Source organism: Polynucleobacter sp. JS-Safj-400b-B2 (genome assembly GCF_018881975.1).
Taxonomy (GTDB): domain Bacteria; phylum Pseudomonadota; class Gammaproteobacteria; order Burkholderiales; family Burkholderiaceae; genus Polynucleobacter.
Genome location: NZ_JACVPJ010000016.1, coordinates 19634 through 43760 on the forward strand (window position 1 = coordinate 19634; position 24127 = coordinate 43760).

Genomic DNA, 24127 nt, shown 5'->3' on the forward strand with positions numbered 1-24127 from the left:
CACTGCAATTGCTGAATTACTTCTCTCTCAGCCTTTGTAAAATCATTTTGAAAGAGTCTGTTTGCATCTCTTTCTCCAAGCTTGCTACTGAGTCTTTACGACCAATTAACAAGTCCATTAAGTCGTTGTCATCTAAGGCCAATAACTGGCTCAAAACTCTTCCATCCTCTACGCTTAACTGAGTGCCATAACGCTCAAAGAAGCGCTGCAGAATTAAATCGTTCTCTAGTAAGCCCCTGCGAGCATCACTCTTGAGACGATATAACTCTGCATTACCGAGGGTCATACCGCCCTGCGAACCATCAACTCCTTGATCTTGCCAATTGCCTTGGTTGGATTCAAGTGCTTAGGACATACGTCTACGCAATTCATGATGGTGTGGCAGCGGAACAAACGGTATGGGTCTTCCAAATTATCCAAACGCTGATTGGTATCCTCATCACGGCTATCAGCAATAAAGCGATAGGCCTGCAATAAGCCAGCTGGGCCAACGAACTTGTCTGGATTCCACCAGAATGACGGGCATGAAGTTGAGCATGATGCGCACAAGATGCACTCATATAAACCATTCAACTCTTCACGCTCTTCAGGGCTCTGAAGACGCTCTTTTTCAGGAGCTGGATTGTCGTTAACCAAATAAGGTTTGATAGACAAGTATTGCTTGAAGAACAAAGTCATGTCGACGATCAAGTCGCGTACTACTGGCAAGCCCGGCAATGGGCGCAATGTGATGACCTTAGGCAAAGTCAACATATTGGTCAAACAAGCCAAACCATTTTTACCGTTAATGTTCATTGCATCTGAACCGCACACACCTTCACGGCATGAACGACGATAAGAAATCGATTCGTCTTGCTTCTTCAAAGAAATCAAAGCATCCAACAACATACGCTCACCAGTGAGCTCTAACTCATAGCGTTCCATGCGTGGAGCAGCATCGACATCTGGATCGTAGCGGTAAATTTCGAATATACGGATATCACTCATTTTCTATTTCTCTTCGCTTAGAAAGTACGTTCTTTAGGTGGGAAGGACTCAACAGTTAAAGGCTTCAACACAACTGGCTTGTAAGACAGCTTATTTCCCTCGCTATACCAAAGGGTATGCTTCATCCAATTCTCATCGTCACGCTCTTGATGGTCATCATGCGAATGCGCACCACGACTCTCTTTACGAGCAGCTGCAGAAATCATGGTTGCATTTGCAGTCTCAACCAAGTTAGCTACTTCCAAAGCCTCAATACGTGCTGTATTGAAAATCTCGGATTTATCTTTAAGCCACAAGTTATTGGCGCGCTCAGTCAATTTAGCCATTTGACGCACACCTTCGTCCATCAGCTCTTGATTACGGAACACACCAGCATATTTCTGCATGCACTTGCGAATATCGTTTGCAACGTCTTGCGCGTACTCGCCTGAAGTTGAGTTATCCAACTTCGCAATACGCTCCAATGTTTGCTCACCAGCATTCGCAGGTAACGGCTTGAATTCACGATTCTTAAGATCAAGGCCAACAATGTGGTTACCAGCTGCACGGCCAAATACCAAGAGGTCGAGCAATGAGTTAGTACCCAAGCGGTTAGCGCCGTGAACAGAAACACATGAACACTCGCCAATCGCATATAAGCCATTGACGATTTCATTGTGAATACCATTCGCTGGAACAACCACTTGACCATTGATGTTCGTTGGAATACCACCCATCTGATAATGAATAGTTGGTACTACTGGAATGGGTTCTTTGGTTACATCAACGTTTGCAAAGTTAATGCCGATTTCATAAACAGATGGCAAACGCTTCATGATTGTCTCAGCGCCAATGTGTGTCAAATCGAGCACAACATAGTCACCGTTAGGACCGCAACCGCGCCCTTCTTTGATTTCTTGGTCCATACAGCGTGAAATGAAATCTCTAGGTGCTAAATCCTTGTAGGTTGGCGCGTAGCGTTCCATAAAACGCTCGCCATCTTTATTGCGCAAAATAGCACCCTCACCGCGGCAACCCTCGGTCAGCAACACGCCCGCACCAGCAACGCCAGTTGGGTGAAATTGCCAGAATTCCATATCTTCTAATGGGATGCCTGCACGAGCAGCTAAGCCCATACCGTCGCCAGTATTAATAAACGCGTTTGTGGATGCATCCCAAATACGGCCTGCGCCACCTGTTGCCAACATCACAATCTTGGCTTCAAGGATATAAACCTGTCCAGTTTCCATTTCGAGTGCTGTCACACCAACTACATCGCCAGCATCATCACGAATCAAATCTAGCGCCAACCACTCAACAAAAAAATTCGTCTTTGCGCGCACGTTGCGCTGATACAAAGTGTGCAACATTGCATGGCCAGTACGGTCAGCAGCTGCACAAGCACGTTGCACTGGCTTCTCGCCGTAGTTTGCTGTGTGGCCACCGAATGGACGCTGATAAATCGTGCCATCTGGATTACGGTCAAACGGCATACCAAAGTGCTCTAACTCGTAAACAACTTTAGGAGCTTCGCGACACATGAACTCGATCACGTCTTGGTCACCTAACCAGTCAGATCCTTTGATGGTGTCGTAGAAGTGATAGTGCCAATTGTCTTCACTCATATTGCCTAATGAAGCACCGATACCACCTTGTGCAGCAACAGTATGTGAACGTGTTGGAAATACCTTAGTTAGTACGGCAACATTCAAGCCGGCTTCAGCCAACTGCAATGATGCGCGCATACCAGAACCACCTGCTCCAATAATCACAGCATCAAAACGGCGGCGTGGCAATGATTTTTTAATTGCAGTCATCGAATTACACTTTCCACAAAATTTGTACGGCATAGGCCGCACAGGCTACGAGATACAGAACGGTTAACACTTGCAGGGTTAAACGAATGCTGACGGGCTTGATGTAATCCATCCAGATGTCACGGATACCGATCCAAGCGTGATAGAACAAGCTGATGAATGCCAAGAGCGTCAATAATTTCATGAATTGGTTGCTAAATAAAGCAGACCAGCCTTCATAAGTAGCGCTACCAGTTATGCAGTAATCAACTAACAAAACGATTGTGAAAACCACCATCACGATCGCAGTAACGCGTTGGATGATCCATTCTTTAAGGCCGTAGTGGGCGCCAACAACTAAGCGCTTTGGTCCAATTTGATAAATAGGCATGAAATTTCCTTAAATAATGTGCGCTTAGTACACGCCGAAGAGCTTGAGACCAACAACCGCTGTCAAAGCCAGGCCCAAGAAAAATACAAAGATCGCTGAGCGATTTGCATCCACTTTTTCAACGCCGATCTCTAAGTCCAAAAGGAGATAGCGAATGCCAGCGCAGAAATGATGCAAGAAACACCAAATCAATCCAAGGCAAATAATTTTCACCAGTACATGGCCAGTAATAGCTTGGAACGTTTGATAGCTGACCTCTGAGGCCAAGCTTTGATCTAAAAGATAAAGCAAGAAAGGCAGCATTAAAAATAATACTGCTCCGCTAATACGATGGAGAATTGATACCTTACCTGCCCAAGGAAGGCGGTATTTAATCAATTGGGCAAGACCAATATTTCGGTAGACCGGTCTATCTTTTTTTACGTTTTGCTGTGAATCAACCATGGGTAATCTTTATCTTTAGGTGGAGGTTCATTGTGGTTTTGTTGTATCGCAACATATTCTATTGGAAACCTTAGGGGTGGTGGGGATTTTTTAGCGTTTAAAGGGGTGAATTACTGGTTTTTACTGATTTAGCCCTTCAATAACTTAGTTCAATTTGTTCTCGTAATGCTGCTCTAAAGTGTCGTACCTTGCATGCCGAATTTCTACTGGTTTATTCCCGTAGGTAAATGCCACACGCTCTACCGAAAGGAGCGGTGCCCCCTCCTTCAGATGCAGATGTTTAGCCAACGCTGGATCAGCAGCAACAGCCTTAATTTTTTCTTCAGCTCTCACCATGTGTGTGGCGTGATGCCCCTCATAAAAGGCATACATCGGACCATGCCAAGTGTTGAGAGCCTCAAGATCCAAGCCCTTAAATCGAATGCCAGGGAGAAAAATCTCTTCAAAAACAATGGGTTTGCCTGCAAAACTTTGAACGCGGTCAATATGAATAATGGGGTCACCTGCCTTTAATTTAAGCAAATTGGCCACATAGGCTGGTGCTTTAGTCTTTTCGCAGGATAAAAATTGATTGGTGAGGTGGAACTTTTCACCAGAATCAGGGGCTAAACGCAAAAAACGATATTGCCATTCGTCCTCTTGGTGGGTGGCTACAAAGGTACCCTTACCCTGCCTTCGAACTAAGAGATTTTGAGCGGCAAGCTCATCAATGGCCTTGCGAACGGTGCCCTGGCTCACAGCATAACGGGCTGCAAGCTCCATTTCGCTGGGAATAGCCGCCCCTGGCAACCACTCCGAGGCTTGCAAACTAGCCAAAATCATCGCTTTAATCTGCTCGTACAGAGGGCTAAATGAGGCAATGGGCAAAGTCACATTAGGCAAATTAACTCCAAACCGCGTCAATTGGATAAAATTCAAGGTAATTCTAGTCTTATATAAGACATCATTGACAGTGTAAAGCGAAAGTTCCTACACTTGAATGGATAATAGAAAAGTTTTCTTTATTTAACCTACATAACCTTCATTTGGAGTTCTCAGTAATGGCAAAAGCCCCAATGCGTGTCGCCGTAACCGGTGCAGCCGGTCAAATCGGATATTCCCTTTTATTCCGTATCGCCAATGGCGACCTTTTGGGCAAAGATCAGCCCGTCATCCTGCAATTGCTTGAGATTCCTGATGAAAAAGCTCAGAAAGCGCTAACCGGCGTAATGATGGAGTTGGAAGACTGTGCATTCCCATTGCTAGCAGGTATGACAGCCCACTCTGACCCAATGACTGCCTTTAAAGATATCGACGTTGCCCTTTTAGTTGGCGCACGTCCACGTGGCCCTGGCATGGAGCGCAAAGATTTACTCTCCGCTAATGCACAAATTTTTACAGCCCAAGGTAAAGCATTAAATGCAGTTGCTAAGAAGACTGTAAAAGTATTAGTTGTTGGCAACCCAGCAAACACCAACGCTTACATCGCTATGAAATCTGCTCCAGATATTCCAGCGAAAAACTTCACTGCAATGTTGCGACTCGATCACAACCGCGCCCTCTCACAATTAGCTAGCAAGTTGAACAAGCCAGTTGCCGATATTGAAAAATTAGTTGTTTGGGGTAACCATAGCCCAACAATGTACCCAGACTATCGCTTTGCAACCATCGATGGCAAATCAGTAAAAGATTCCATTAACGATGCAGCATGGAATAAAGATGTTTTCATTCCTACCGTTGGTAAGCGTGGCGCAGCCATCATCGAAGCTCGCGGCCTTTCTTCTGCAGCCTCTGCAGCAAATGCAGCCATTGATCATATTCATGATTGGGTTCTCGGTACAAATGGTAAGTGGGTAACTATGGGTATTCCGTCTAAGGGCGAATACGGCATTCCTGCTGAAGTCATTTATGGCTTCCCTGTAGTATGTGAAAACGGCGAGTACAAAATGATCGAAGGTTTAGAGATCGATGAATTCTCCCGTGAGCGCATGACACACACATTGAATGAATTACTCGAAGAGCAGGCTGGCGTTAAGCACTTGCTCTCATAAGGAAAAATTGATGAAAAAAAACCTTCTCGCCATTAGCATTGTGCTAGCAAGCCTTTTGGGCGCCACAAACGTGAGCGCTGATGAAGAAGCATTTACATGGACATGCCAAGAGGGCAAGCAATTCAAAACTTCTGGTATCAATGATAAGGTTCGCTTAATTTGGGAATCAAAATCATATGATTTAGAGCGCCAAACTTCCCTACCAGGAAGCTTGCGTTACAAGAATATGAACTCTGGTTTCGACCTTGTGGTGTTGGGTAATAAGGCAATGCTATTCAACATTAAAGCAGGTGTTCGTCTTGCTGATTTCTGCCAAACAGCAGAAATGAAGTCAGGCAAGTTGCCACATTTGTTTGCCGGCACGGAACCTTTTGTGCAGAATTAAGTTCTGACATGCATCAACTAAAAAGCCGAGAATTTCTCGGCTTTTTTATTGCTTTAGTTATTGCTTAAGTTATTGCTTAAGTTATTGCTTAAGTTATTGCTTGTTATTTTTTATCTAGTGAAACAAGGGTTGTTGTGATGGTGCGTCGTCTGGCATTTCAGCATGCACAGCATCACCAGAACGATCCGGAAACAACGGGGCACCACAGTCATCGCAGAGTTCGGGGTCAAAGAGCATGGCATGACGAAATACATCCTCCACTCCCGCGTCATGCAAGGCATCACAAATCTTCTTAATCGGACTTTCGTCATCCGATAAATCATTCAAAGCATCGCTTGCCACACTTTCTCGATCATATAAGGGCCAAATGACCCCATACATCACCTCAGAGGAACCCTTTGCACTGAAAGAAATGCGATATTCATCCGCTTGCTCCTCACCAAATGCGCCAACCACACAAGACAAGCCGGCAGGCAATATTCCTAAGGCACTCTCTAGGAAGTTGGCTGCTGCACGAATACTCAAAGGTCGCACATGCTTATCCGCTAAGCGGCAGTTTGTGAAATATGCCTCGGGTAAGAGTAATTCAAATTCGCAACCAGGTAATAAGGATGCAATCGGATCTTGCATGGCATTTTGCCAACCAATCAAACTAACGCCACGTTCTTGACGCGCCGGTGGCTCTGCTTGCCAGCGGAATATTGGCGAACCACTCGGCGCACTTAAGGCGGCAATAATGAAACGAGGGTCTGCTAATACGGCAATGGTTTCAGACATATCACGCAGTTCGAGTTTGACTTCTTTTCCAGAGATTGCGGCAGTCGCTAGGGTCTCAGTCAGGATGCGCGTTTGACAATGCGAATGAGGCATTTGATCAATACTGTAAAGCCAAGGAACAATGGCTATACGTGTATCCGTTGAGGCGATAGCACTATGTAAAGCCTGGGCGGTTGACTCAATAATATTGACTGGCAATGGTCCTGATGGAATTTGATAACGCGTGTGGGCAACGATAGGCATGGCGAGTAACAGCACATCCCACTCCTGCCCATCATGCTCAACCCGCAATGACTCAGCTAATGTTTCAGCGATATCGGCAAGCACTTCAAAAGCCACTGTATTAATGCGAAAGGTCTGATCTAAAGCAGCATCAATAATATTTTGATTTTGACTTTTGAGTAAGCGCATTAAGCGCACATTCAGACGCTCTTCCCAAAAGCGATCCTCAACTTGACTTCCAGATGCTGCCAAAGAAATAGCATCAGCTACTAGCTTCTCGACTTCAGGAGAATTGCGTTGCGATGATTTGGTGCGATGTACGGCCATTATTTTCTTTCTGCCCTTCTAAATACCGGCTTGTCTACTGTAGATTCTGCAGCATAGTATTTATAACCATCTAAATTAAAGCCTTTTAAATCCGCTGGGTCAGTGATGCGATTTTCGACTACGAAGCGCGCCATTAAACCACGCGCACGCTTGGCATAAAAAGAAATGATCTTGTACTTGCCGTCCTTGGCATCCTGAAACACTGGGGAGATCACTTGGCAGTTCAGCTCTTTGGGCTGGAGTACCTTGAAATACTCTTCCGAAGCCAAGTTTAAGAGTACGGGCTTCTTTTGCTTCTCTAGATCCCTCTTAATAGAATCCGTTACGCGGCTACCCCAAAAAGCATAGAGATCCTTACCCCGGGGATTCTTAAAGGCTATACCCATTTCCAAACGGTAGGGTTGCATCAAGTCTAATGGCTTAAGTGCGCCATAAAGACCCGACAAAATACGGATATGGTCTTGCGCAAACGTCACGGCTTTGGCGTTTAAGGTTTTGACATCAAAACCATCATAGACATCGCCATCAAAAGCATAGATTGCCGGCTTACTGTTCTCTGCGGTGAATTTCTTGGACCAGTCCTGATAACGACCGACATTCAAAATAGCTAACTGATCAGATAGACCCATCAATTTGGCAACATCCTGGGGTGCCAATTTCTTGAGATCTGCAATGAGCTTGGCCGACTCTGAGACAAACTCAGGTAAGGTTGGTGCCTTGACCTTTACGGTGGTCTTGTAATCCAGAGATTTAGCAGGTGAGAGAACGATCAGCATGGCACAATTTGTTAATGTATTTTTACCATTCTAGCGACTACCGGATATATCCGCTGTAAATGACCAATCCCTACCCCTGCCTCCATGAACCCATTAGAGACGCCCTCTTTTCCAAGCCGCCTACCGCAGGTGGGAACTACGATCTTTACGACAATGTCCGCCCTTGCTGCAGAGCATCAAGCCATCAATCTCGGGCAAGGTTTTCCAGACTTTCCGTGTGACCGAAAACTGATTGCAAAGGTAAACGCTGCGATGCTGGCAGATTGCAACCAATACTCTCCAATGGCTGGCGTTGCAGAGCTTCGTGATGGTATTAGCCAGAAAATCGAAACCTTATATGGCCATCACTACGATCCTGATACTGAAATTACGATTACCGCTGGTGGTACACAAGCTATTTTTACTGCCATACTGTCTTGCGTTAGCCCTGGCGATGAAGTGATCATTATCGAACCTGCTTTTGACTGCTACCGCCCTGCAATTGATTTGGCTGGAGGCAAAACGATTGCGATTTCATTACAAGTGGTACGCGATGAATCAGGACAAGTTGCTGCCTATGAAATTCCTTGGGACTTATTGGCAAACGCAATCAATTCCAAAACGCGTCTTGTTTTAATTAACACGCCTCATAATCCAACTGGCATGATTTGAGATACATCAGACCTAGATCGTTTGGCAGCGCTCGTTCGTAATACTTCGGCATTAATTCTGAGTGATGAAGTCTATGAACATATGGTCTATGACGATGCCATGCATCACAGCGTTGCATCCCATCCGGAGCTAGCAGCTAGGAGCTTTCTGGTTTCTAGCTTTGGTAAAACCTTTCACGTTACCGGCTGGAAAGTTGGCTATGTAGCCGCACCTCCGTCTTTAAGCAAAGAGTTTCGTAAGGTGCATCAGTTCAACGTATTTGCCGTCAATACACCAATGCAATACGGCTTAGCTAGCTATCTTTTAGATGCGCAACATTATTTAAATCTACCAGCCTTTTATCAGGCGAAGCGAGATTTTTTTAGGGCAGGCTTAAGCCAAACTAAGTTCAAATTGCTCCCTACTTTAGGTAGTTATTTTCAATGCGCCGATTACTCCGCGCTGGGCATCCCTCAAGCAAAATTCAATGAGGCTGATTTTTGTAAATGGCTTACTACTGAAGTTGGAGTAGCAGCCATTCCAGTCTCTGCTTTTTATCACCAAGCGACCGATTCTGGCGTCATTCGCTTTTGTTTTGCAAAGCAAGAGCAGACGCTTACAAATGCGCTACAGCGCTTACAAACTTTATAGAGGAATATATGGCAAACCCAAAACCCAATAGCGTGATTGATGTTTACAGCTGGCCAACACCAAATGGCCATAAGGTACACATCATGCTCGAAGAATGTGGCTATCGCCTAGGTCGTGACTGGATCGCCCACCCAATTGATATTGGTGTTGGAGATCAATTTGCGCCTGAGTTTTTAAAAATCAGCCCCAATAACAAGATCCCTGCCATCGTTGATCCCAATGGCCCAGACGGCAATCCCATCAATATCTTTGAATCTGGCGCCATTCTGCTCTACCTCGCAGGCAAAACTGGGAAGTTTTTACCGCAAGACACGCGTGGTAAGTATGAGGTGTTGCAGTGGCTAATGTTCCAAATGGGTGGCCTGGGCCCCATGCTTGGACAAAACCATCACTTCCGCCTCTACGCACCCGAGAAAATTGAGTACGCTATCAATCGTTACACCAATGAGGCCAAGCGTATTTATGGGGTATTGGATGGTCAACTGAAAGATAATCCCTATATTGCCGGTAAATCCTACTCTATTGCTGATATTGCGATTTATCCATGGACACGTAATTGGAAGAATCAAGGAATTGATATAAACGACTACCCACATTTTAAAAAGTGGTTTGAAAAGATTGGTGCGCGACCAGCAGTCAAGCGTGGTTGCGAAGTGTTAACAGCATTACGAAAACCCTTGCACGATGACAAAGCAAGAGAGCAATTATTTGGTTCCACCCAATATCAAAAGAGGAAATAAGATGAGTATTCAATCAGTAGGCGTCATTGGTGCGGGCACCATGGGCAATGGAATTGCACAAGTGTGTGCTGTTGCGGGGCTGGATGTGGTCATGGTTGACATTAATGAGGCAGCAGTAGAACGCGGTCTTGAGCAAATCAGCAAAAGCCTTGATCGTCTTGTCAAGAAAGAAACTCTTACCGTTGCAGCAAAAGAAGCTGCACTAAAGCGCATTAAAGGGAGTACTTCTTATGCTGACTTTAAAGGGCTGGGTTTAGTTATTGAAGCTGCCACTGAAAATCAAGCAATTAAAGAACAAATTCTCAAGCAAGTAGATGAGATTGTGAGCAAAGACACCATCATTGCCACCAATACCTCCTCACTGTCCATTACCAAACTCGCAGCACTCGACTCTAACCCTGCACGCTTTATAGGTATGCACTTCTTTAACCCGCCACCCATGATGGCTTTGGTGGAAGTGATACGCGGTTTGCAAACTAGTGATGCTACACACGCGGCCATTATTGATATGGCCAAGCGCGTTGGTAAAGAGCCCATCACTGTCAAAAACTCTCCAGGCTTTGTAGTCAATCGTATTTTGTTGCCAATGATTAACGAGGCGTTCTTTGTTTTATCAGAAGGGCTCGCTAGCCCAGAAGATATTGATGCTGGAATGAAGTTGGGTTGCAATCAACCCATTGGCCCACTTGCATTGGCAGATCTGATTGGACTCGATACTTGTTTAGCAGTCATGGAAGTCTATTTTGAAAACTTCAGCGACTCTAAATACCGCCCTTGCCCACTACTTCGCGAAATGGTTGCTGCCGGATATCTCGGACGCAAAACAGGCCGTGGCGTTTATACCTACGATAAATAATTTCACTCATACTTCATTAACTTAAACATCTCAATCGTGAACCCAATCCCATCCCTAGTTCGCAAACTTGGCTATGCCGGTCTCATTCCATTTATTGGCTTAGCCTTAATGGTGCAGCTAGCTCCAACTCCATTGAATTACTTAAGTGCTGAATCTTTAGCGGGATATGGCGCTGTGATTACTTCCTTTATGGGTGCTTTGCACTGGGGCGCCAATTTACATCTATTAGGTAAAGCGCCCGCTGGTGACCGCTGGGAAGACCGTAATGCCTGGATCTGGGGCGTTATTCCGGCCTTGGTTGCATGGCTAGCGCTGCATATTTACATACCGGTAGGCCTACTAATTCTGGCCTCAACTTTGATTATTCAACGCAATATTGATCAGAACACCTATCAATATTATTTTTCTGATGAAGCAGCACGTACTGCATTCATGACGATGCGCAATCGCTTAACCTATGTTGCTGCTGCATGCCTTACTTGGGCATCCCTAGTGATTCTCTTTATTCAAGCATGATGCAATGACCAGTCTTTTTGATAGCGCTCCGCCTCCACCCTTAGCGGAAGCATTGCGCCCTAAAACGATTGAAGAAGTTATTGGACAAGCCCATCTATTAGCTAGCGGTAAACCGCTCAATCTAGCATTTGCCTCTGGCAAGCCTCACTCCATGATTTTGTGGGGGCCTCCAGGTGTGGGCAAAACTACGCTCGCACGTCTTTCAGCTAAAGCATTTGATCGAGAGTTCATTGCGATCTCCGCAGTTCTTGCTGGCGTAAAGGAAATTCGTGAAGCCATTGAGCAAGCTCAGCGAAACATGGATCAGTATGGCAAACAAACCATCCTGTTCGTAGATGAGATTCATCGCTTTAATAAAAGCCAACAAGATGCCCTGCTGCCCCATGTAGAGTCTGGCTTATTTACTTTTATTGGAGCCACTACTGAGAACCCGTCGTTTGAAGTGAACTCTGCTCTTTTGTCTCGCGCTCAGGTTTATGTCTTAAAGTCACTTACTCCCGTGGAGTTGAAATTACTCTTTGAACGTGCACATCAACATACAATGCCCGATGTGCAGTTTGAATCTGCTGCCATCGATACGCTCATCTCAAATGCTGATGGCGATGCTCGGCGCCTTCTCAACCTCGTAGAGCAAGTTCGTAATGCAGTTCTCACGCCAAATGCTGAAGTTAAATTAGTTGATCAGCAATTTATTGAAAATGCACTGAGTGCTCAAGCACGGCGATTTGGTAAAGGCGGCGATCACTTCTATGATCAAATCTCTGCTTTACACAAATCTGTGCGAGGATCGAATCCCGATGCATCCTTGTATTGGTTTTGTCGTATGCTCGATGGTGGCGCCGATCCCCGCTACCTAGCCAGGCGCATTATTCGTATGGCTTGGGAAGATATTGGACTGGCAGATCCAAGAGCAATGCAATTAGCTAACGATGCTGCGCAGACCTATGAGAGACTGGGCTCCCCTGAGGGTGAGCTCGCCCTTGGACAAGCAGTGGTTTATCTTGCTGTCGCCTCCAAGAGCAATGCCAGCTACAACGCTTTTAATGCAGCCCGCGCCTATGTAGCGAACGATCAATCTAAGGCTGTACCCAATCACCTGCGCAATGCACCTACAAAGTTGATGAAAGAGCTCGGTCATGGCAAAGCATATCGCTATGCCCATGATGAGCCTCATGGCTATGCTGCTGGAGAATCCTATCTACCAGAAGGCATGCAAGAACCCCATTGGTATGAACCGGTTGAGCGTGGACTTGAGTCGCAGATCAAAGAAAAATTGGCTTTCTTGAAAAAGCTCGATGAAGAGCACAAGAAGAAATAAATCAATTGAGCAATAACAAGTAAGGCAATATGAGCATAAAGACAGCGGCCACTTTTTATTACGACATCGTCTCACCTTTTGCCTATCTTTACATTAAGCAAAGACATCGCCTTGAAGGCAAACTGGATATCACGCCCGTCCCTATTTTATTAGGTGGACTTCTTAGGGCTACTGAGAATAAAGGGCCTGGAGAAGTAGTCGCTAAACGTCCGCACACCTATCAGTTTTGCATTTGGCAAGCAGAGAAATTGGGAATTCCTTTTCGCTTTCCTGAGCACCATCCATTTATGACCGTTGCTGCTCAGCGACTTTTAATAGAAAAGAATGCCGATTGGCCTATGGTTGAGCGCGCCTTTGATTATGTTTGGGTGGAAGGCAAGGATCCCAATCTATCTTGGCCAGAATTTTGTACTTACTTAGGTTTGCCGGTGGATACGCCTAAACCTGACAGTCCAGAAGTAAAAGCTAAGCTGATTGCCAATACCAATCAAGCCAAAGTTGATGGTGCTTTTGGGGTGCCCGCCTTAATAGTCAACCAACACTGCTTTTGGGGCGTCGATACCATTGACTGGGTTCTAGACTATTTATCTCGGCCCAGCATGTTTGAGGAGGCTTCTTATACCTATGCCGGCAATGTTCCTAATGGGCTAATTTGATTACCCTGAAACGGTTTACCTTTCCCGCATTATTGCGCAATACAATCAAGTGTCACCTATTTTTATCTTGTTTAAGGAGTTCTTATGCGTAAGCTATTTGTTGCCCTTGTAGTTGCTGTTTCTTGTTTTGCTAGTCATGCAGCATTTGCAGGACCAAAGGTGGAATTCAAAACCACGATGGGTAATTTCGTAGTGGAACTCGATGATGTAAAAGCACCTAAGACAACGGCTAACTTTTTGAATTACGTAAAGAGTGGTTTTTATAACGGCACCATCTTTCATCGTGTCATTGATGGCTTCATGATTCAGGGTGGCGGCTTTACTGCCGACTTAAATCAGAAACCAACAGATGCTCCAGTAGTTTCTGAAGCGCAGAATGGCCTTAAGAACAATGTTTATACGATTGCGATGGCTCGTACATCCGACCCCGATTCAGCTACTTCACAGTTCTTCATCAATGTGAAAGACAATGCCGCGCTGGACTACCCTAATGCTATGGGCAATGGATATACCGTGTTTGGCAAAGTGATATCTGGAACACAGACTATTGATGCTATTCGCAAAGTACCAACCATGGTTGCACCTGCTCCGCGCATGGGTAGAATGGCTGATGTTCCAAGCAAGACCGTCACTATTGAATCTGCAACAATTCTGAAGTAACTAGAACTTATTAGGTCAGCCGCGATGATTTTGCTCGATGATGCGCAAAGCACCGCGGCCTCGCCCACTAGTCGCCTCTATGAACATGCGCTCCATTATTGGCGCGTGCTTCCTACTGGCGATAACACTCAAGATCTAGCTGCAACCCAAACTTGCTTAGAAGAAATATCAGCCGCCCTGGCTAGGGGTGAGTTTGTCGTTTCTGCTTTCGCTTATGAATTGGGCAGGCAAATTCATAAACTGTCTCAGAGAATCAATCGATCGGATAGCCTGCATCCACTGATTGAGGCCTGGTCCTTTGCAGACTTTAAGAAATTATCAAAGCAAGATGTAGACCTCTGCATTAGCCAAAAACTGGCTTTCCCTGATCAATCCCAGAGAGATGCTGGGGTGATGGATATTCAGGAATCCCTGAATGAGGAGCAATTTTCCAGCGATATTGCCGCAATTCAGGAATACATTCGCAATGGTGATACCTACCAGATCAATCACACCTATCGGATAACAGGCAAAATCTACGGCTCTCCACTTGCTTTATATAGTCGCTTAAGAGATCGCCAACCCGGTCGATTTGGCGCTTTTATAGCGCATGGTGGAAGCTATCTTTTATCGCAATCGCCTGAGTTATTTATTGCGCGTGATGGCGACACTTTAAAAGCCATGCCCATGAAAGGTACTGCTAGCGCTTTATCTTCGGCAGCGAGCTCCCTATCCGATGACCCCAAGAATCAAGCAGAGAATGTCATGATTGTGGATCTTTTACGCAACGATCTGAGTCGCATTTCTTTGCCAGGCACAGTCACTGTGCCCAATTTATTTGAAGTGGCAAGACATGGCGATGTATTGCAAATGACTTCCACTGTGCAGGGTCAGATCAAACCTGAAACTTCTTTATTCGATATTTTCAAAGCAGTGTTTCCATGTGGATCTGTTACAGGTGCGCCCAAAAAACGCAGCATGGAAATTATTCAAGAATTAGAGCCTGAGGACCGTGGCTATTACTGTGGCGCCTTGGGTTGGCTTGATCCCAATGGTAATTTTGCCTTTAGTGTGCCGATTCGAACAGTAGAAATTCATCAGGATGAAGAGTCTCACGCATCTCATTTCACGCTAGGAATTGGTGCTGGCATTACGAATGACTCCGATACCGATCTGGAGTGGCAGGAGTGCCATATTAAATCTGCTTTCCTCATGGATCTGCCGAGCACTACAGGCTTGTTTGAAACCATTGCAATCTCTAAGGGTGAGGCAATGCGACTTGGGGAGCATCTGCATAGAATGCAAACCTCCGCTCACTCTCTGAGAATCGCTTTCAATTTAGAGAGTGCAAAGAATTTAATTATTAATGCTTGTGCATCACTTGATAAAAGCCTGTCATATCGACTAAGACTTGATCTCGCCCCTAATGGCGAGCTTTCTGTTGCCAGCGCTGTTATTGACCAAATACAAGAACCTGTCAAAGTTTTCTGGGCGAAAGATATTCTTCCTGGAAATGTAACGATGTTTTCTGGGGATGCTTTATTGCGTCATAAAATTACCAACCGCACTCTTTATGATCAAGCTTGGCAAGAATCTGTAAAGTTAGGTGGATTTGACGCCCTATTTGTGAATGAACAAGGTCTTGTTACTGAAGGTGGAAGGACTAGCATTTTTATCAAATATGCAGGCAGCCCTGAATGGCTCACGCCTCCTGTTTCAGCAGGTCTTTTGCCCGGGGTGATGCGCGCAGCATTACTTGCCGACCCCTCTATGAATGCCCGTGAAGCCAACCTGACTATTAAAGATGTTTCAATGGCAGAAGAGATTATTCTTAGTAATGCCCTACGTGGCGCCATTAAAGCCCGCTTTTAGAAAGTCAGCATGAAGTATTGCCCCAACTGCGCCTCTATATTAACGATCAAAATTCCAGCGGATGATTCTCGTGAACGTCATGTATGCGAAGCCTGCGGCAGTATTCATTATCAAAATCCTCGTAATGTAGTAGGCAGTATTCCGGTGTACGGCAAACAGATTCTTTTGTGTCGCCGAGCGATTGAGCCACGTCATGGCTTTTGGACCTTGCCTGCTGGATTTATGGAATTGGGTGAAAGTACTAGTCAAGGTGCCGCACGCGAGACTCTTGAAGAAGCAGGCGCCGTTGTGGAGATTGGGCCGCTCTATTCATTGCTGAATGTTCCTCATGCAGAACAAGTACATCTGTTTTATTTAGCCACGATGCCAACGCTGGAGTTTTCTGCTGGCGAAGAGAGCCTAGAAGTGGCACTCTTTGATGAGCATGACATTCCTTGGAATGAATTGGCCTTTCCCACTATTAAGCAAACACTTGAATGGTTCTTTGCTGATCGCGCTGCCGGTCTTTTAGATTCAGGGCAAGAATTTCATGTGCGCAGTCGCGATGTTTTGCCATCTGAACGAATTTGAGTCGACATGGGTCAGATTACTTGGTTAGGACCTCACGATCCTTTTCCAAATCCCCTCACAGAAGCAGATCCTGACCCCAGTGTTCCTGGATTAATTGCCGTCAGTGAACAAATCTATCCTGGGCAACTGGCTCGCGCCTATCAACAAGGTATTTTTCCTTGGTACTCGGATAATCAACCTATCCTATGGTGGTCTCCAGACCCTAGAATGGTATTGAAGCCTGGGGAATTTAAATGCAGTGACTCTTTGCGGAAAATTATTCGCTCTTTTTGTCAAAACGCTCAATCGCAGATAGTGGTAGACGATGATTTTGGCGCAGTCATTCGCTCATGCGCGACTAGCTCGCGCAAAGATCAAGATGGCACATGGATTACCCATGAAATTATTGATGCCTACACCGCACTGCATGAACAAGGAAATGCCCATAGCATTGCTGTTGTTGAAGATGGTCAACTAACTGGTGGCCTATATTGCGTATCATTTGGGGGAATGGTGTTTGGAGAATCTATGTTTAGCCATAAGACCAACGCCTCGAAGATTGCCTTAGCTGTCCTCAGCGCCTGGTGCCTTAGCAATGATATTCAGATGATTGACTGCCAGCAAGAGACAGCCCACCTACTCTCATTGGGGGCCGCCCCAATGCCTAGAAAGGTCTTTTTGGAGGAGCTGCAAATATCCATAAATCAAACTAAGATTAACCAATCTTGGACTTTTAATAAAACTATCTTGCATCACTGGCTATGACCCAGCTTAAAGAACTCCCCCTCACTACACTACAGTTCTATGCAACCGCACCATATGCCTGTAGCTATCTTCCCAATAGGACGGCTCGCTCACAAGTAGCTACGCCTTCCCATCTGATTCATGCGGATGTCTACAACGATTTACTCAATGCAGGGTTTCGACGCAGTGGTTTGTACACCTATCGACCTTACTGTGATGAATGCAAGGCTTGTATCTCTACGCGTCTTTTAGTAAATGAGTTCGAACCCTCTCGCAGTCAACGCCGCGCCCAGAAAAAACATGCAGGCCTAGAGACTTCGGTTCTCAATCTAGGTTATCAAGAGGAGCACTACGAACTCTACCAACGCTACCAATCTGAGCGTCACGAAGGCGGCGATATGGATAGTGATGATCAAGATCAATACATGCAGTTTTTATTGCAAAGTCGAGTGAATTCACGCATTGTCGAGTTTCGAGATGGTCCACACGACTCCCATCCTGGTCGATTGCGTATGGTGAGCATGATCGATATATTGGAGCAAGGCATTTCCTCGGTTTATACCTTTTACGACACTTCAATCCCATCAGCGAGTTATGGCAGCTACAGCATTCTGTGGCAGCTTGAACAAGCTCGTGTACTAGGCTTGCCTTACCTTTATCTTGGTTACTACATCAAGGAAAGTGACAAGATGTCGTATAAGGTCAAATTTCAGCCGATGGAGGGCTTGATTGATGACCATTGGCAGCCGCTGTCTGAGTCATAATATCTACCCATGATCGATCGCTACTCCCTTCTGCGCCCTTGGCTTTTTTGTATAGACCCAGAAAAAGCACATAACCTTACTCTGGGCAATATGGATCGCTTACAGCGCTGGGGTTTATTAGAGCGCCTGGTTGCAAAACCGATTAACGATCCACAAATACTTTGCGGCATTGAATTTCCGAATCCAGTGGGACTGGCTGCAGGGTTAGATAAAGATGGCAAACACATTGATGCACTCGCCGCACTGGGTTTTGGGTTCTTAGAAATTGGCACTGTAACGCCTAGAGCACAACCCGGCAATCCCAAGCCACGCATGTTTCGCTTAACCGAAGCTCAGGCCATTATTAATCGCATGGGCTTTAATAATGATGGCGTTGATGCCTGCGTTGCCAGAGTTCGTCGCTCGAAGTTCTGGCAGAACGGTGGTGTACTTGGTATGAATATTGGTAAAAATGCCAGCACACCAATTGAAGAAGCATCTCGTGACTATGTCTTAGCAATGGAAGCGGTCTACGACATTGCCACCTACATCACCGTCAACATCTCTTCTCCAAACACTCAAAATCTACGCGCCTTACAAGGCGAAGAAATGCTCCGAGAATTATTAGGAAGTCTGGATGAAGCTAGAAAGCGTCTGAGCGATCGCTATGGCGTCCGCAAGCCACTCTTTCTGAAGATTGCACCTGACCTGGATCATGGCGACATCAACTTGATTGCCGATCTTCTGATGGAGTTTGGAATTGATGCGGTGATTGCCACCAACACAACCATCTCGCGCGATGCAGTGCAGGGCATGCAATTTGCTACTGAAGCTGGTGGCCTATCAGGCGCACCAGTGCGCCATGCATCTAACGTAGTCATCAAGGCTTTAAAAGCCAGATTAGGCAATGCGCTACCCATCATTGGCGTTGGCGGTATCTTATCGGGCGCCGATGCTCGGGAGAAAATCATGGCTGGTGCCAGCCTAGTTCAACTCTATAGCGGACTAATCTATCGCGGTCCAGATCTTGTAAATGAGTGCGCCAAGGCCTTAAGACAAGCCTAGGCATATCCTTATTGCTGGGATAGCCCCCCTAAAATAGGATTTCATATTATGCAATTTCATCTGAAATCGCTACAATATGGGCTATGAACACCAGCAAAACTGTCAAAACTCCTAGATCCACTGGCGAAGTTGGCAAAACTGCAATCCAGGTGGTGGAGCGCATGATGAACTTGCTGGACGCACTTGCCGATCAAGAAGACTCTAGTAGCCTGAAGAATCTGGCTGAGCTTACTGGTCTTCACCCCTCCACTGCCCATCGTATTTTGAATGACATGGTTGCCTGCCGATTGGTTGAGCGTGGTGATGGCGGCACATATCGGCTTGGCCTCAAGCTATTAGAACTAGGTAACCTCGTTAAAGCACGCCTATCCGTTCGTGAGGCTGCTCAACTACCAATGCGCACCCTTCATAAACTCACCGGTGAAACCGTGAATCTATCTGTACGCCAAGGTGATGAAATCGTCTACGTTGATCGTGCCTATAGCGAGCGCTCAGGAATGCAGGTTGTACGCGCCATTGGTGGTCGCGCCCCTCTACACCTCACTTCCGTTGGCAAACTCTTTTTAGCGAGCGATGATCCAGGGCAAGTACGCGCGTATGTCACACGTACCGGTTTGTCAGGCCACACACGCAATAGCATTACCGAGCTGGGCAAGCTAGAAACTGAGCTCAATCACGTTCGTAAAGTCGGTAGCGCGCGTGATGATGAAGAATTAGAGTTGGGCGTGAGCTGCTTAGCTGCTGCCATTTTGGATGACACCGGAAAACTGGTTGCCGGCTTATCTCTGAGTGCCCCAACCGATCGCATTCAGGCAGATTGGCTACGCGCCTTACAAGAAACTGCCCTGCAGATATCTAAAGGAATGGGCTTTAAACCCAAGTCTGCTGAGCCAGGCTCAGCAACTTAATTAGATTAACCAGTTACATCAAGCGACGAATGGGTTGCGTGCCAGATGGCATGCGCTCATACCAATCGCGCACCCGTACTGCGTCTGCAAAACGTGATTGGGTCCCAACAGAATCCAAGAACACCAATAACAATGGTGTGTTGTTTACTCTTGCTTGCATTACCAAACATCTACCTGCGGCGTTAATAAAGCCCGTCTTCTGCAGTCCAATATCCATATCCCCAGAGCGCACCAAACGATTTGTGTTCAAAAACTTTTGCGGGCGATTTGCGATCACCATAGTTAAATCTGGCCAAGTTGAGAACTCACGAATAGTCTTGTACTGATAGGCGGCATTTAGCATGCGCGTGAGATCTTCTGCCGAAGCAACATTCTCACTAGTCAGTCCAGTAGTATCCTCAAAATGAGAGTGCTCCATGCCGAGATCTTTTGCCTTACGATTCATAGCAGCAACAAATGCGGGTAGGCCGCCGGGATAGTTTCTGGCCAAGGTATATGCAGCGCGGTTCTCAGAGGACATCAAAGCTAAATGCAGCGCATCTTCTCGAGTAAGTGAAGTGCCTTCAGCCAAACGAGAATGCCGATAAATATGCGCGTCTTCAGCATTAATGACAATGACGTCATCCATTGGCAATTTTGCATCGAGCGTCACCATAGCAGTCATGAGTTTGGTGATAGAGGCGATTGGCAAACTGACGGAAGGATTCTTCTCGTAATAGACTTCCTTCGTATCTTGATTGACCACCATCACTACAGTGGATTTAAGATTGAGCTCATCGCGCTGACCACGCAAACCTAATGCAGTAGCCAATGATGGAGGTCCTGCAACTACAGGTGCAGATGATCTAGTAACAGTGACGCGGACAGTCTTGGCTCTTTTGGGTGACTTAGTCACCACTTTTGTCGACTTTGCTTGCTTCTGCTTATCTTTTGTTGCGGCCTGAACAGGTGCGTTAAACAATACTCCAAACGAAAAGAGTAATGCAATGACTAGGGGCCAAAATCGATTCAAACGCATCCCAAAATACCTTCCAAAACTTTCAACATACGGAATGATAATTAATTTCCTGAGGGAAGGCAGTTTTATTCGCCCCAACCTAGGTAATTCATTCCACTAAATAAGCACCCTACTCGGCAATCGTCGCTACCGTATTGGTCTGACGGGCATTTACGAGCACCACGCCAGTCATCGTCAAACACAAGCCTACTGCCATTAGTAATGTGAATGGCTCATCAAACAATATCCAAGCCATTGCAGCCGTTGTCGGTGGCACTAAGTAGAGAAAGCTCGTGACTTTAGTTGCAGCCCCTTTTCGAATCATCATGAATAGCAAGCTAATGGATCCAATTGATAAGGGAAAGATTGCCCAAAGCAAAGCGCCGGTGACCGGGAGATTCCAAACCATCTCTCCTGACTCAAAAAAATACATGCAGATAAAGCAAAGTACTGCCGACACACCAAACTGAATAGAAGATCCAGCACGCAGATCAAATACAGGGCAGAATTTCTTTTGATACAGCGTACCAAACGTAATGGATAAGAGTGCAATAAATGCCAATACGTAGCTAACTAGAGGGATGTGTACAAAACCAATCTTCTCTGCCACCACCAAAGCAACGCCTGCAAATCCAAAACCTAGGCCTATCCACTGACGCGGTGTGACCTTTTCAGAAATCCAAGCCGCAAACCATGCGGTGACGATCGGCTGAAGTCCAACGATAATGGCCACCAATCCTGCAGTCATTCCCAATCTGACAGCAAACCAAACTCCCAGCAAATAACCAAATTGCAGCAAGATGCCAGCAACGGCGATATGCTTGATTTGAGACCAGCTGGGCCAGGTAATTCTCCAGACTAGACTAAGGGCTGCCATCGCTGCTAGAACACCTGCAAAACGCCAAAATAAGAATGTAGCTGGCTCTACGTAAGGCATGGCTAGACGTGCAATTACAAAGCCGGTACTCCAGATGAGGACAAATATCGGTGCAATAGCATTATCGAGCGAAAGCTTCATGGGTAACTTACTGAAAATATTGAGATTTTTTTCTGAGACCCTAATTTTAGGCTCTTTTCATGAATAGACTTTGCAGATGAGTTCTGCGGAAATTATGCTGCAACGCAATATATACGCAATACAATGGTGCAAAGAGAGTACATTAAGCAAATGCTTTAAGTCAGAATACAAACCAGTCAAACGGAAGCAGATAGATATGAACTTAACTCCAGAACAAATTGCCGCAGCTCAAAAAGCAAACTTAGAGACCCTGAGCGGATTAACTAATCAAGCTTTGCAAAGCATTGAAAAATTAGTTGAGCTCAATATGCAAATAGCCAAGCAGAGCTTGAGCGATAGCATGAATAACGCCAAGAAAGCCTTGGAAGTAAAAGACATTCAACAATTACTCGCCCATCAGGCGGAAGCGGTGCAGCCAATGGCCGAAAAAATTATGGCCTATAGCCGTCATTTATACGAATTGGCTCATGAAACACAAAATAGTTTCACAGAGTCAGCTGAAAAAGAATTTCAAGCAGGTCAAAAGAAAATGAACTCTTTAGTCGAAGAGTGGACAAAGAATGCACCGGCTGGATCTGATGCTGCTGTGCAAGTCATGAAGCAAGCAATTGCTTCTGCGAACAATGTATTTGAAACCAGCCAAAAGGCAGTAAAGCATGCGGTTGAAGTTACAGAAACCAACATTAACAGCGCTACTGAAACCGTAATGAAGACAGCTGGCACAGCTAGCAAAGCAAAAAAGAAGTAATAAGATTTGCAGAGAGCTCTGCAAAGTAAAAGCCCCGATCTCTCGGGGCTTTTTTACTACTGAAGAAATTAATAAGGCTTAGGATTTCTTTTTCACTGGCGGCAAATCAGTGCAATGACCATGCGCTGCTTCAGCAGCCAATCCAACTGACTCACCTAGCGTTGGATGCGGATGAATGGTTTTACCGATATCTACTGCATCAGCACCCATCTCGATTGCCAAACACACTTCGCCAATTAAATCACCAGCATGCGTGCCCACAATGCCGCCACCAATAATGCGGTGGGTAGTTGCATCAAAAATGAGTTTTGTGAAACCTTCATCACGTCCATTAGCGATTGCGCGGCCACTAGCTGCCCATGGGAATAAACCCTTCTCATAAGCAATGCCTTGAGCTTTACATTGCTCCTCTGTCAAGCCAGCCCAAGCTACTTCAGGATCGGTATAAGCCACTGATGGAATTTGCTTCGCATCAAAGTAGGATTTCTGACCTGCAGCAACTTCGGCAGCAACGTGACCCTCATGGACTGCCTTATGCGCCAACATTGGCTGACCAACTAAGTCACCAATCGCAAAAATATTCGGAACGTTGGTACGCATTTGTTTATCAACAGGAATAAAGCCGCGTTCATCCACCTGAACACCCGCTTTGTCAGCATCAATTTTCTTGCCATTCGGAGTGCGTCCAACTGCAACCAATACCAAGTCATAGGTTTGCGGTTCTGCTGGTGCGTTCTCACCTTCGAAAGAAACTTGAATTCCGTCAGGCTTTACCTCTGCTTTAGTGGCACGGGTCTTGAGCATGATTTTTTCAAAACGTCCGGCATTAAACTTCTCCCAGACTTTTTCTAAATCACGGTCAGCACCGGCCATGAGACCATCCATCATCTCTGCGATATCAATACGTGAACCTAGCGTACTGTAAACAGTAGCCATCTCTAAGCCAATGATGCCGCCACCAATGACGAGCATGCGCTTCGGAATACTCTTGAGTAATAAGGCGCCGGTGCTATCCACAATGCGCGGATCTTCTGGCAAGAAAGGTAATTTCACTGGCTGACTACCAGCGGCAATGATGGCCTTCTGAAAGCGCACCACTTCTTTTTTGCCAGTGAGATCCTGGCCAGTGCCGTCGGTTAGCTCTACCTCGACATGGTTTGCATCTAAGAACTTACCTAGGCCACGCACTACTTTTACTTTACGAGCCTTGGCCATACCAGCAAGACCGCCAGTTAATTTAGGGAAACACAGATTTATTCACCCCTCATGACAACCTAAGCATCCCATCAAACGTTATTTACTGATCAACTCCAATCGAGATCAGTAATGACCAGCGCAATCAATCCACAACTTAGTTTTGCTC

25 protein-coding genes and 2 pseudogenes are annotated in these 24127 nt (G+C 45.8%); 16 read left to right on the forward strand and 11 right to left on the reverse strand.

Annotation, left to right across the window (positions count from 1 at the left end):
• Positions 1-16: 16 nt before the first annotated feature.
• The 6 genes from ICN48_RS12235 to ICN48_RS12260 form a co-directional block, all read right to left on the reverse strand.
• A complete protein-coding gene (locus tag ICN48_RS12235) occupies positions 17-286 on the reverse strand; it encodes a succinate dehydrogenase assembly factor 2 (protein WP_216153965.1) in 270 nt (89 codons plus the stop codon).
• A complete protein-coding gene (locus tag ICN48_RS12240) occupies positions 283-987 on the reverse strand; it encodes a succinate dehydrogenase iron-sulfur subunit (RefSeq protein ID WP_216153966.1) in 705 nt (234 codons plus the stop codon). The genes ICN48_RS12235 and ICN48_RS12240 overlap by 4 nt, the downstream gene beginning before the upstream one ends.
• Before the next feature lie 17 nt (positions 988-1004).
• On the reverse strand, positions 1005-2783 hold the full coding sequence (sdhA, locus tag ICN48_RS12245) for a succinate dehydrogenase flavoprotein subunit (protein ID WP_216153967.1): 1779 nt from the start codon (positions 2781-2783) through the stop codon (positions 1005-1007).
• A gap of 4 nt (positions 2784-2787) precedes the next feature.
• Complete coding sequence (gene sdhD / locus ICN48_RS12250; protein WP_072582237.1) at positions 2788-3153, reverse strand: succinate dehydrogenase, hydrophobic membrane anchor protein; 366 nt, start codon at positions 3151-3153, stop codon at positions 2788-2790.
• Between the two features lie 24 nt (positions 3154-3177).
• Positions 3178-3597 carry a succinate dehydrogenase, cytochrome b556 subunit gene (sdhC, locus tag ICN48_RS12255; RefSeq protein WP_216153968.1) on the reverse strand — a complete coding sequence of 140 codons (420 nt, stop codon included), beginning with the start codon at positions 3595-3597 and terminating at the stop codon, positions 3178-3180.
• A 144-nt stretch (positions 3598-3741) separates the two neighbouring features.
• Positions 3742-4470 carry a GntR family transcriptional regulator gene (locus ICN48_RS12260; RefSeq protein WP_370624228.1) on the reverse strand — a complete coding sequence of 243 codons (729 nt, stop codon included), beginning with the start codon at positions 4468-4470 and terminating at the stop codon, positions 3742-3744.
• Positions 4471-4637: 167 nt separating this feature from the next.
• Between ICN48_RS12260 and ICN48_RS12265 the strand changes: the two genes are divergently transcribed.
• Together ICN48_RS12265 and ICN48_RS12270 are read left to right on the forward strand one after the other, a co-directional pair.
• Positions 4638-5627, forward strand: a complete 990-nt coding sequence (locus ICN48_RS12265) for a malate dehydrogenase (RefSeq protein ID WP_216153970.1) — start codon at positions 4638-4640, stop codon at positions 5625-5627.
• A 10-nt stretch (positions 5628-5637) separates the two neighbouring features.
• Positions 5638-6012, forward strand: a complete 375-nt coding sequence (locus tag ICN48_RS12270; protein WP_216153971.1) for a hypothetical protein — start codon at positions 5638-5640, stop codon at positions 6010-6012.
• A gap of 114 nt (positions 6013-6126) precedes the next feature.
• Here the strand turns inward: ICN48_RS12270 and ICN48_RS12275 are convergent, their stop codons facing one another.
• Together ICN48_RS12275 and yaaA are read right to left on the reverse strand one after the other, a co-directional pair.
• A complete protein-coding gene (locus tag ICN48_RS12275) occupies positions 6127-7338 on the reverse strand; it encodes a DUF2863 family protein (protein WP_216153972.1) in 1212 nt (403 codons plus the stop codon).
• The gene (yaaA, locus tag ICN48_RS12280; RefSeq protein WP_216153973.1) at positions 7338-8114 is read right to left on the reverse strand and encodes a peroxide stress protein YaaA; all 777 of its coding nucleotides are present in this window, start codon (positions 8112-8114) and stop codon (positions 7338-7340) included. The genes ICN48_RS12275 and yaaA overlap by 1 nt, the downstream gene beginning before the upstream one ends.
• Positions 8115-8198: 84 nt before the next feature.
• Here yaaA and ICN48_RS12285 point away from each other — a divergent pair.
• The 13 genes and pseudogenes from ICN48_RS12285 to ICN48_RS12345 all read left to right on the forward strand — a co-directional run bounded on the left by ICN48_RS12285 (position 8199) and on the right by ICN48_RS12345 (position 20001).
• Positions 8199-9395, forward strand: a pseudogene (locus ICN48_RS12285) (methionine aminotransferase).
• Positions 9396-9427: 32 nt separating this feature from the next.
• Positions 9428-10135 carry a glutathione binding-like protein gene (locus tag ICN48_RS12290; protein WP_216153988.1) on the forward strand — a complete coding sequence of 236 codons (708 nt, stop codon included), beginning with the start codon at positions 9428-9430 and terminating at the stop codon, positions 10133-10135.
• 1 nt (position 10136) lies between these two features.
• Positions 10137-10991, forward strand: a complete 855-nt coding sequence (locus ICN48_RS12295) for a 3-hydroxybutyryl-CoA dehydrogenase (protein ID WP_216153974.1) — start codon at positions 10137-10139, stop codon at positions 10989-10991.
• Between the two features lie 36 nt (positions 10992-11027).
• Positions 11028-11507, forward strand: a complete 480-nt coding sequence (locus ICN48_RS12300) for a DUF3429 domain-containing protein (protein ID WP_370624226.1) — start codon at positions 11028-11030, stop codon at positions 11505-11507.
• Positions 11508-11511: 4 nt separating this feature from the next.
• Complete coding sequence (locus ICN48_RS12305) at positions 11512-12825, forward strand: replication-associated recombination protein A (RefSeq protein ID WP_216153975.1); 1314 nt, start codon at positions 11512-11514, stop codon at positions 12823-12825.
• 29 nt (positions 12826-12854) lie between these two features.
• Positions 12855-13481, forward strand: a complete 627-nt coding sequence (locus ICN48_RS12310) for a 2-hydroxychromene-2-carboxylate isomerase (RefSeq protein WP_216153976.1) — start codon at positions 12855-12857, stop codon at positions 13479-13481.
• A gap of 84 nt (positions 13482-13565) precedes the next feature.
• Entirely contained in the window at positions 13566-14141 is a 576-nt protein-coding gene (locus ICN48_RS12315) for a peptidylprolyl isomerase (protein ID WP_216153977.1), read from the forward strand.
• A gap of 24 nt (positions 14142-14165) precedes the next feature.
• Entirely contained in the window at positions 14166-15992 is a 1827-nt protein-coding gene (locus ICN48_RS12320) for a bifunctional chorismate-binding protein/class IV aminotransferase (RefSeq protein WP_216153978.1), read from the forward strand.
• A 9-nt stretch (positions 15993-16001) separates the two neighbouring features.
• Positions 16002-16562: an NUDIX hydrolase gene (locus ICN48_RS12325; RefSeq protein ID WP_216153979.1), complete on the forward strand. Its 561-nt coding sequence runs from the start codon at positions 16002-16004 to the stop codon at positions 16560-16562.
• A 6-nt stretch (positions 16563-16568) separates the two neighbouring features.
• Positions 16569-17306 carry a leucyl/phenylalanyl-tRNA--protein transferase gene (gene aat / locus ICN48_RS12330; RefSeq protein ID WP_216153980.1) on the forward strand — a complete coding sequence of 246 codons (738 nt, stop codon included), beginning with the start codon at positions 16569-16571 and terminating at the stop codon, positions 17304-17306.
• Positions 17303-18049 (forward strand): arginyltransferase, encoded by a 747-nt coding sequence (locus ICN48_RS12335; protein ID WP_216153981.1) that lies wholly within the window; start codon positions 17303-17305, stop codon positions 18047-18049. The genes aat and ICN48_RS12335 overlap by 4 nt, the downstream gene beginning before the upstream one ends.
• A 9-nt stretch (positions 18050-18058) precedes the next feature.
• Positions 18059-19093 (forward strand): quinone-dependent dihydroorotate dehydrogenase, encoded by a 1035-nt coding sequence (locus tag ICN48_RS12340; RefSeq protein WP_216153982.1) that lies wholly within the window; start codon positions 18059-18061, stop codon positions 19091-19093.
• A gap of 83 nt (positions 19094-19176) precedes the next feature.
• Positions 19177-20001 (forward strand): IclR family transcriptional regulator, encoded by an 825-nt coding sequence (locus ICN48_RS12345; RefSeq protein WP_216153983.1) that lies wholly within the window; start codon positions 19177-19179, stop codon positions 19999-20001.
• A gap of 13 nt (positions 20002-20014) precedes the next feature.
• Here the strand turns inward: ICN48_RS12345 and ICN48_RS12350 are convergent, their stop codons facing one another.
• Together ICN48_RS12350 and ICN48_RS12355 are read right to left on the reverse strand one after the other, a co-directional pair.
• Positions 20015-21019, reverse strand: coding sequence for a serine hydrolase (locus ICN48_RS12350; protein WP_216153984.1), 1005 nt, complete (start codon positions 21017-21019; stop codon positions 20015-20017).
• Between the two features lie 109 nt (positions 21020-21128).
• Entirely contained in the window at positions 21129-22016 is an 888-nt protein-coding gene (locus tag ICN48_RS12355) for a DMT family transporter (protein WP_216153985.1), read from the reverse strand.
• A 196-nt stretch (positions 22017-22212) separates the two neighbouring features.
• On the opposite strand from ICN48_RS12355, the gene ICN48_RS12360 reads away from it, so the two are divergent.
• Positions 22213-22764 carry a phasin family protein gene (locus ICN48_RS12360; protein ID WP_216153986.1) on the forward strand — a complete coding sequence of 184 codons (552 nt, stop codon included), beginning with the start codon at positions 22213-22215 and terminating at the stop codon, positions 22762-22764.
• A gap of 78 nt (positions 22765-22842) precedes the next feature.
• Here ICN48_RS12360 and ICN48_RS12365 read toward each other — a convergent pair.
• A pseudogene (locus ICN48_RS12365) lies at positions 22843-24003 on the reverse strand (NAD(P)/FAD-dependent oxidoreductase); the annotation flags it as partial.
• Positions 24004-24127 lie beyond the last annotated feature (124 nt).

Bases quoted from the DNA above. Each gene is read 5' to 3' on its own strand.
- ICN48_RS12235 (WP_216153965.1), bottom strand. From the start codon at position 286: ATGACCCTCGGTAATGCAGAGTTATATCGTCTCAAGAGTGATGCTCGC.
- ICN48_RS12240 (WP_216153966.1), bottom strand. From the start codon at position 987: ATGAGTGATATCCGTATATTCGAAATTTACCGCTACGATCCAGATGTC.
- sdhA (WP_216153967.1), bottom strand. From the start codon at position 2,783: ATGACTGCAATTAAAAAATCATTGCCACGCCGCCGTTTTGATGCTGTG.
- sdhD (WP_072582237.1), bottom strand. From the start codon at position 3,153: ATGCCTATTTATCAAATTGGACCAAAGCGCTTAGTTGTTGGCGCCCAC.
- sdhC (WP_216153968.1), bottom strand. From the start codon at position 3,597: ATGGTTGATTCACAGCAAAACGTAAAAAAAGATAGACCGGTCTACCGA.
- ICN48_RS12265 (WP_216153970.1), top strand. From the start codon at position 4,638: ATGGCAAAAGCCCCAATGCGTGTCGCCGTAACCGGTGCAGCCGGTCAA.
- ICN48_RS12270 (WP_216153971.1), top strand. From the start codon at position 5,638: ATGAAAAAAAACCTTCTCGCCATTAGCATTGTGCTAGCAAGCCTTTTG.
- ICN48_RS12275 (WP_216153972.1), bottom strand. From the start codon at position 7,338: ATGGCCGTACATCGCACCAAATCATCGCAACGCAATTCTCCTGAAGTC.
- yaaA (WP_216153973.1), bottom strand. From the start codon at position 8,114: ATGCTGATCGTTCTCTCACCTGCTAAATCTCTGGATTACAAGACCACC.
- ICN48_RS12295 (WP_216153974.1), top strand. From the start codon at position 10,137: ATGAGTATTCAATCAGTAGGCGTCATTGGTGCGGGCACCATGGGCAAT.
- ICN48_RS12305 (WP_216153975.1), top strand. From the start codon at position 11,512: ATGACCAGTCTTTTTGATAGCGCTCCGCCTCCACCCTTAGCGGAAGCA.
- ICN48_RS12310 (WP_216153976.1), top strand. From the start codon at position 12,855: ATGAGCATAAAGACAGCGGCCACTTTTTATTACGACATCGTCTCACCT.
- ICN48_RS12315 (WP_216153977.1), top strand. From the start codon at position 13,566: ATGCGTAAGCTATTTGTTGCCCTTGTAGTTGCTGTTTCTTGTTTTGCT.
- ICN48_RS12320 (WP_216153978.1), top strand. From the start codon at position 14,166: ATGATTTTGCTCGATGATGCGCAAAGCACCGCGGCCTCGCCCACTAGT.
- ICN48_RS12325 (WP_216153979.1), top strand. From the start codon at position 16,002: ATGAAGTATTGCCCCAACTGCGCCTCTATATTAACGATCAAAATTCCA.
- aat (WP_216153980.1), top strand. From the start codon at position 16,569: ATGGGTCAGATTACTTGGTTAGGACCTCACGATCCTTTTCCAAATCCC.
- ICN48_RS12335 (WP_216153981.1), top strand. From the start codon at position 17,303: ATGACCCAGCTTAAAGAACTCCCCCTCACTACACTACAGTTCTATGCA.
- ICN48_RS12340 (WP_216153982.1), top strand. From the start codon at position 18,059: ATGATCGATCGCTACTCCCTTCTGCGCCCTTGGCTTTTTTGTATAGAC.
- ICN48_RS12345 (WP_216153983.1), top strand. From the start codon at position 19,177: ATGAACACCAGCAAAACTGTCAAAACTCCTAGATCCACTGGCGAAGTT.
- ICN48_RS12350 (WP_216153984.1), bottom strand. From the start codon at position 21,019: ATGCGTTTGAATCGATTTTGGCCCCTAGTCATTGCATTACTCTTTTCG.
- ICN48_RS12355 (WP_216153985.1), bottom strand. From the start codon at position 22,016: ATGAAGCTTTCGCTCGATAATGCTATTGCACCGATATTTGTCCTCATC.
- ICN48_RS12360 (WP_216153986.1), top strand. From the start codon at position 22,213: ATGAACTTAACTCCAGAACAAATTGCCGCAGCTCAAAAAGCAAACTTA.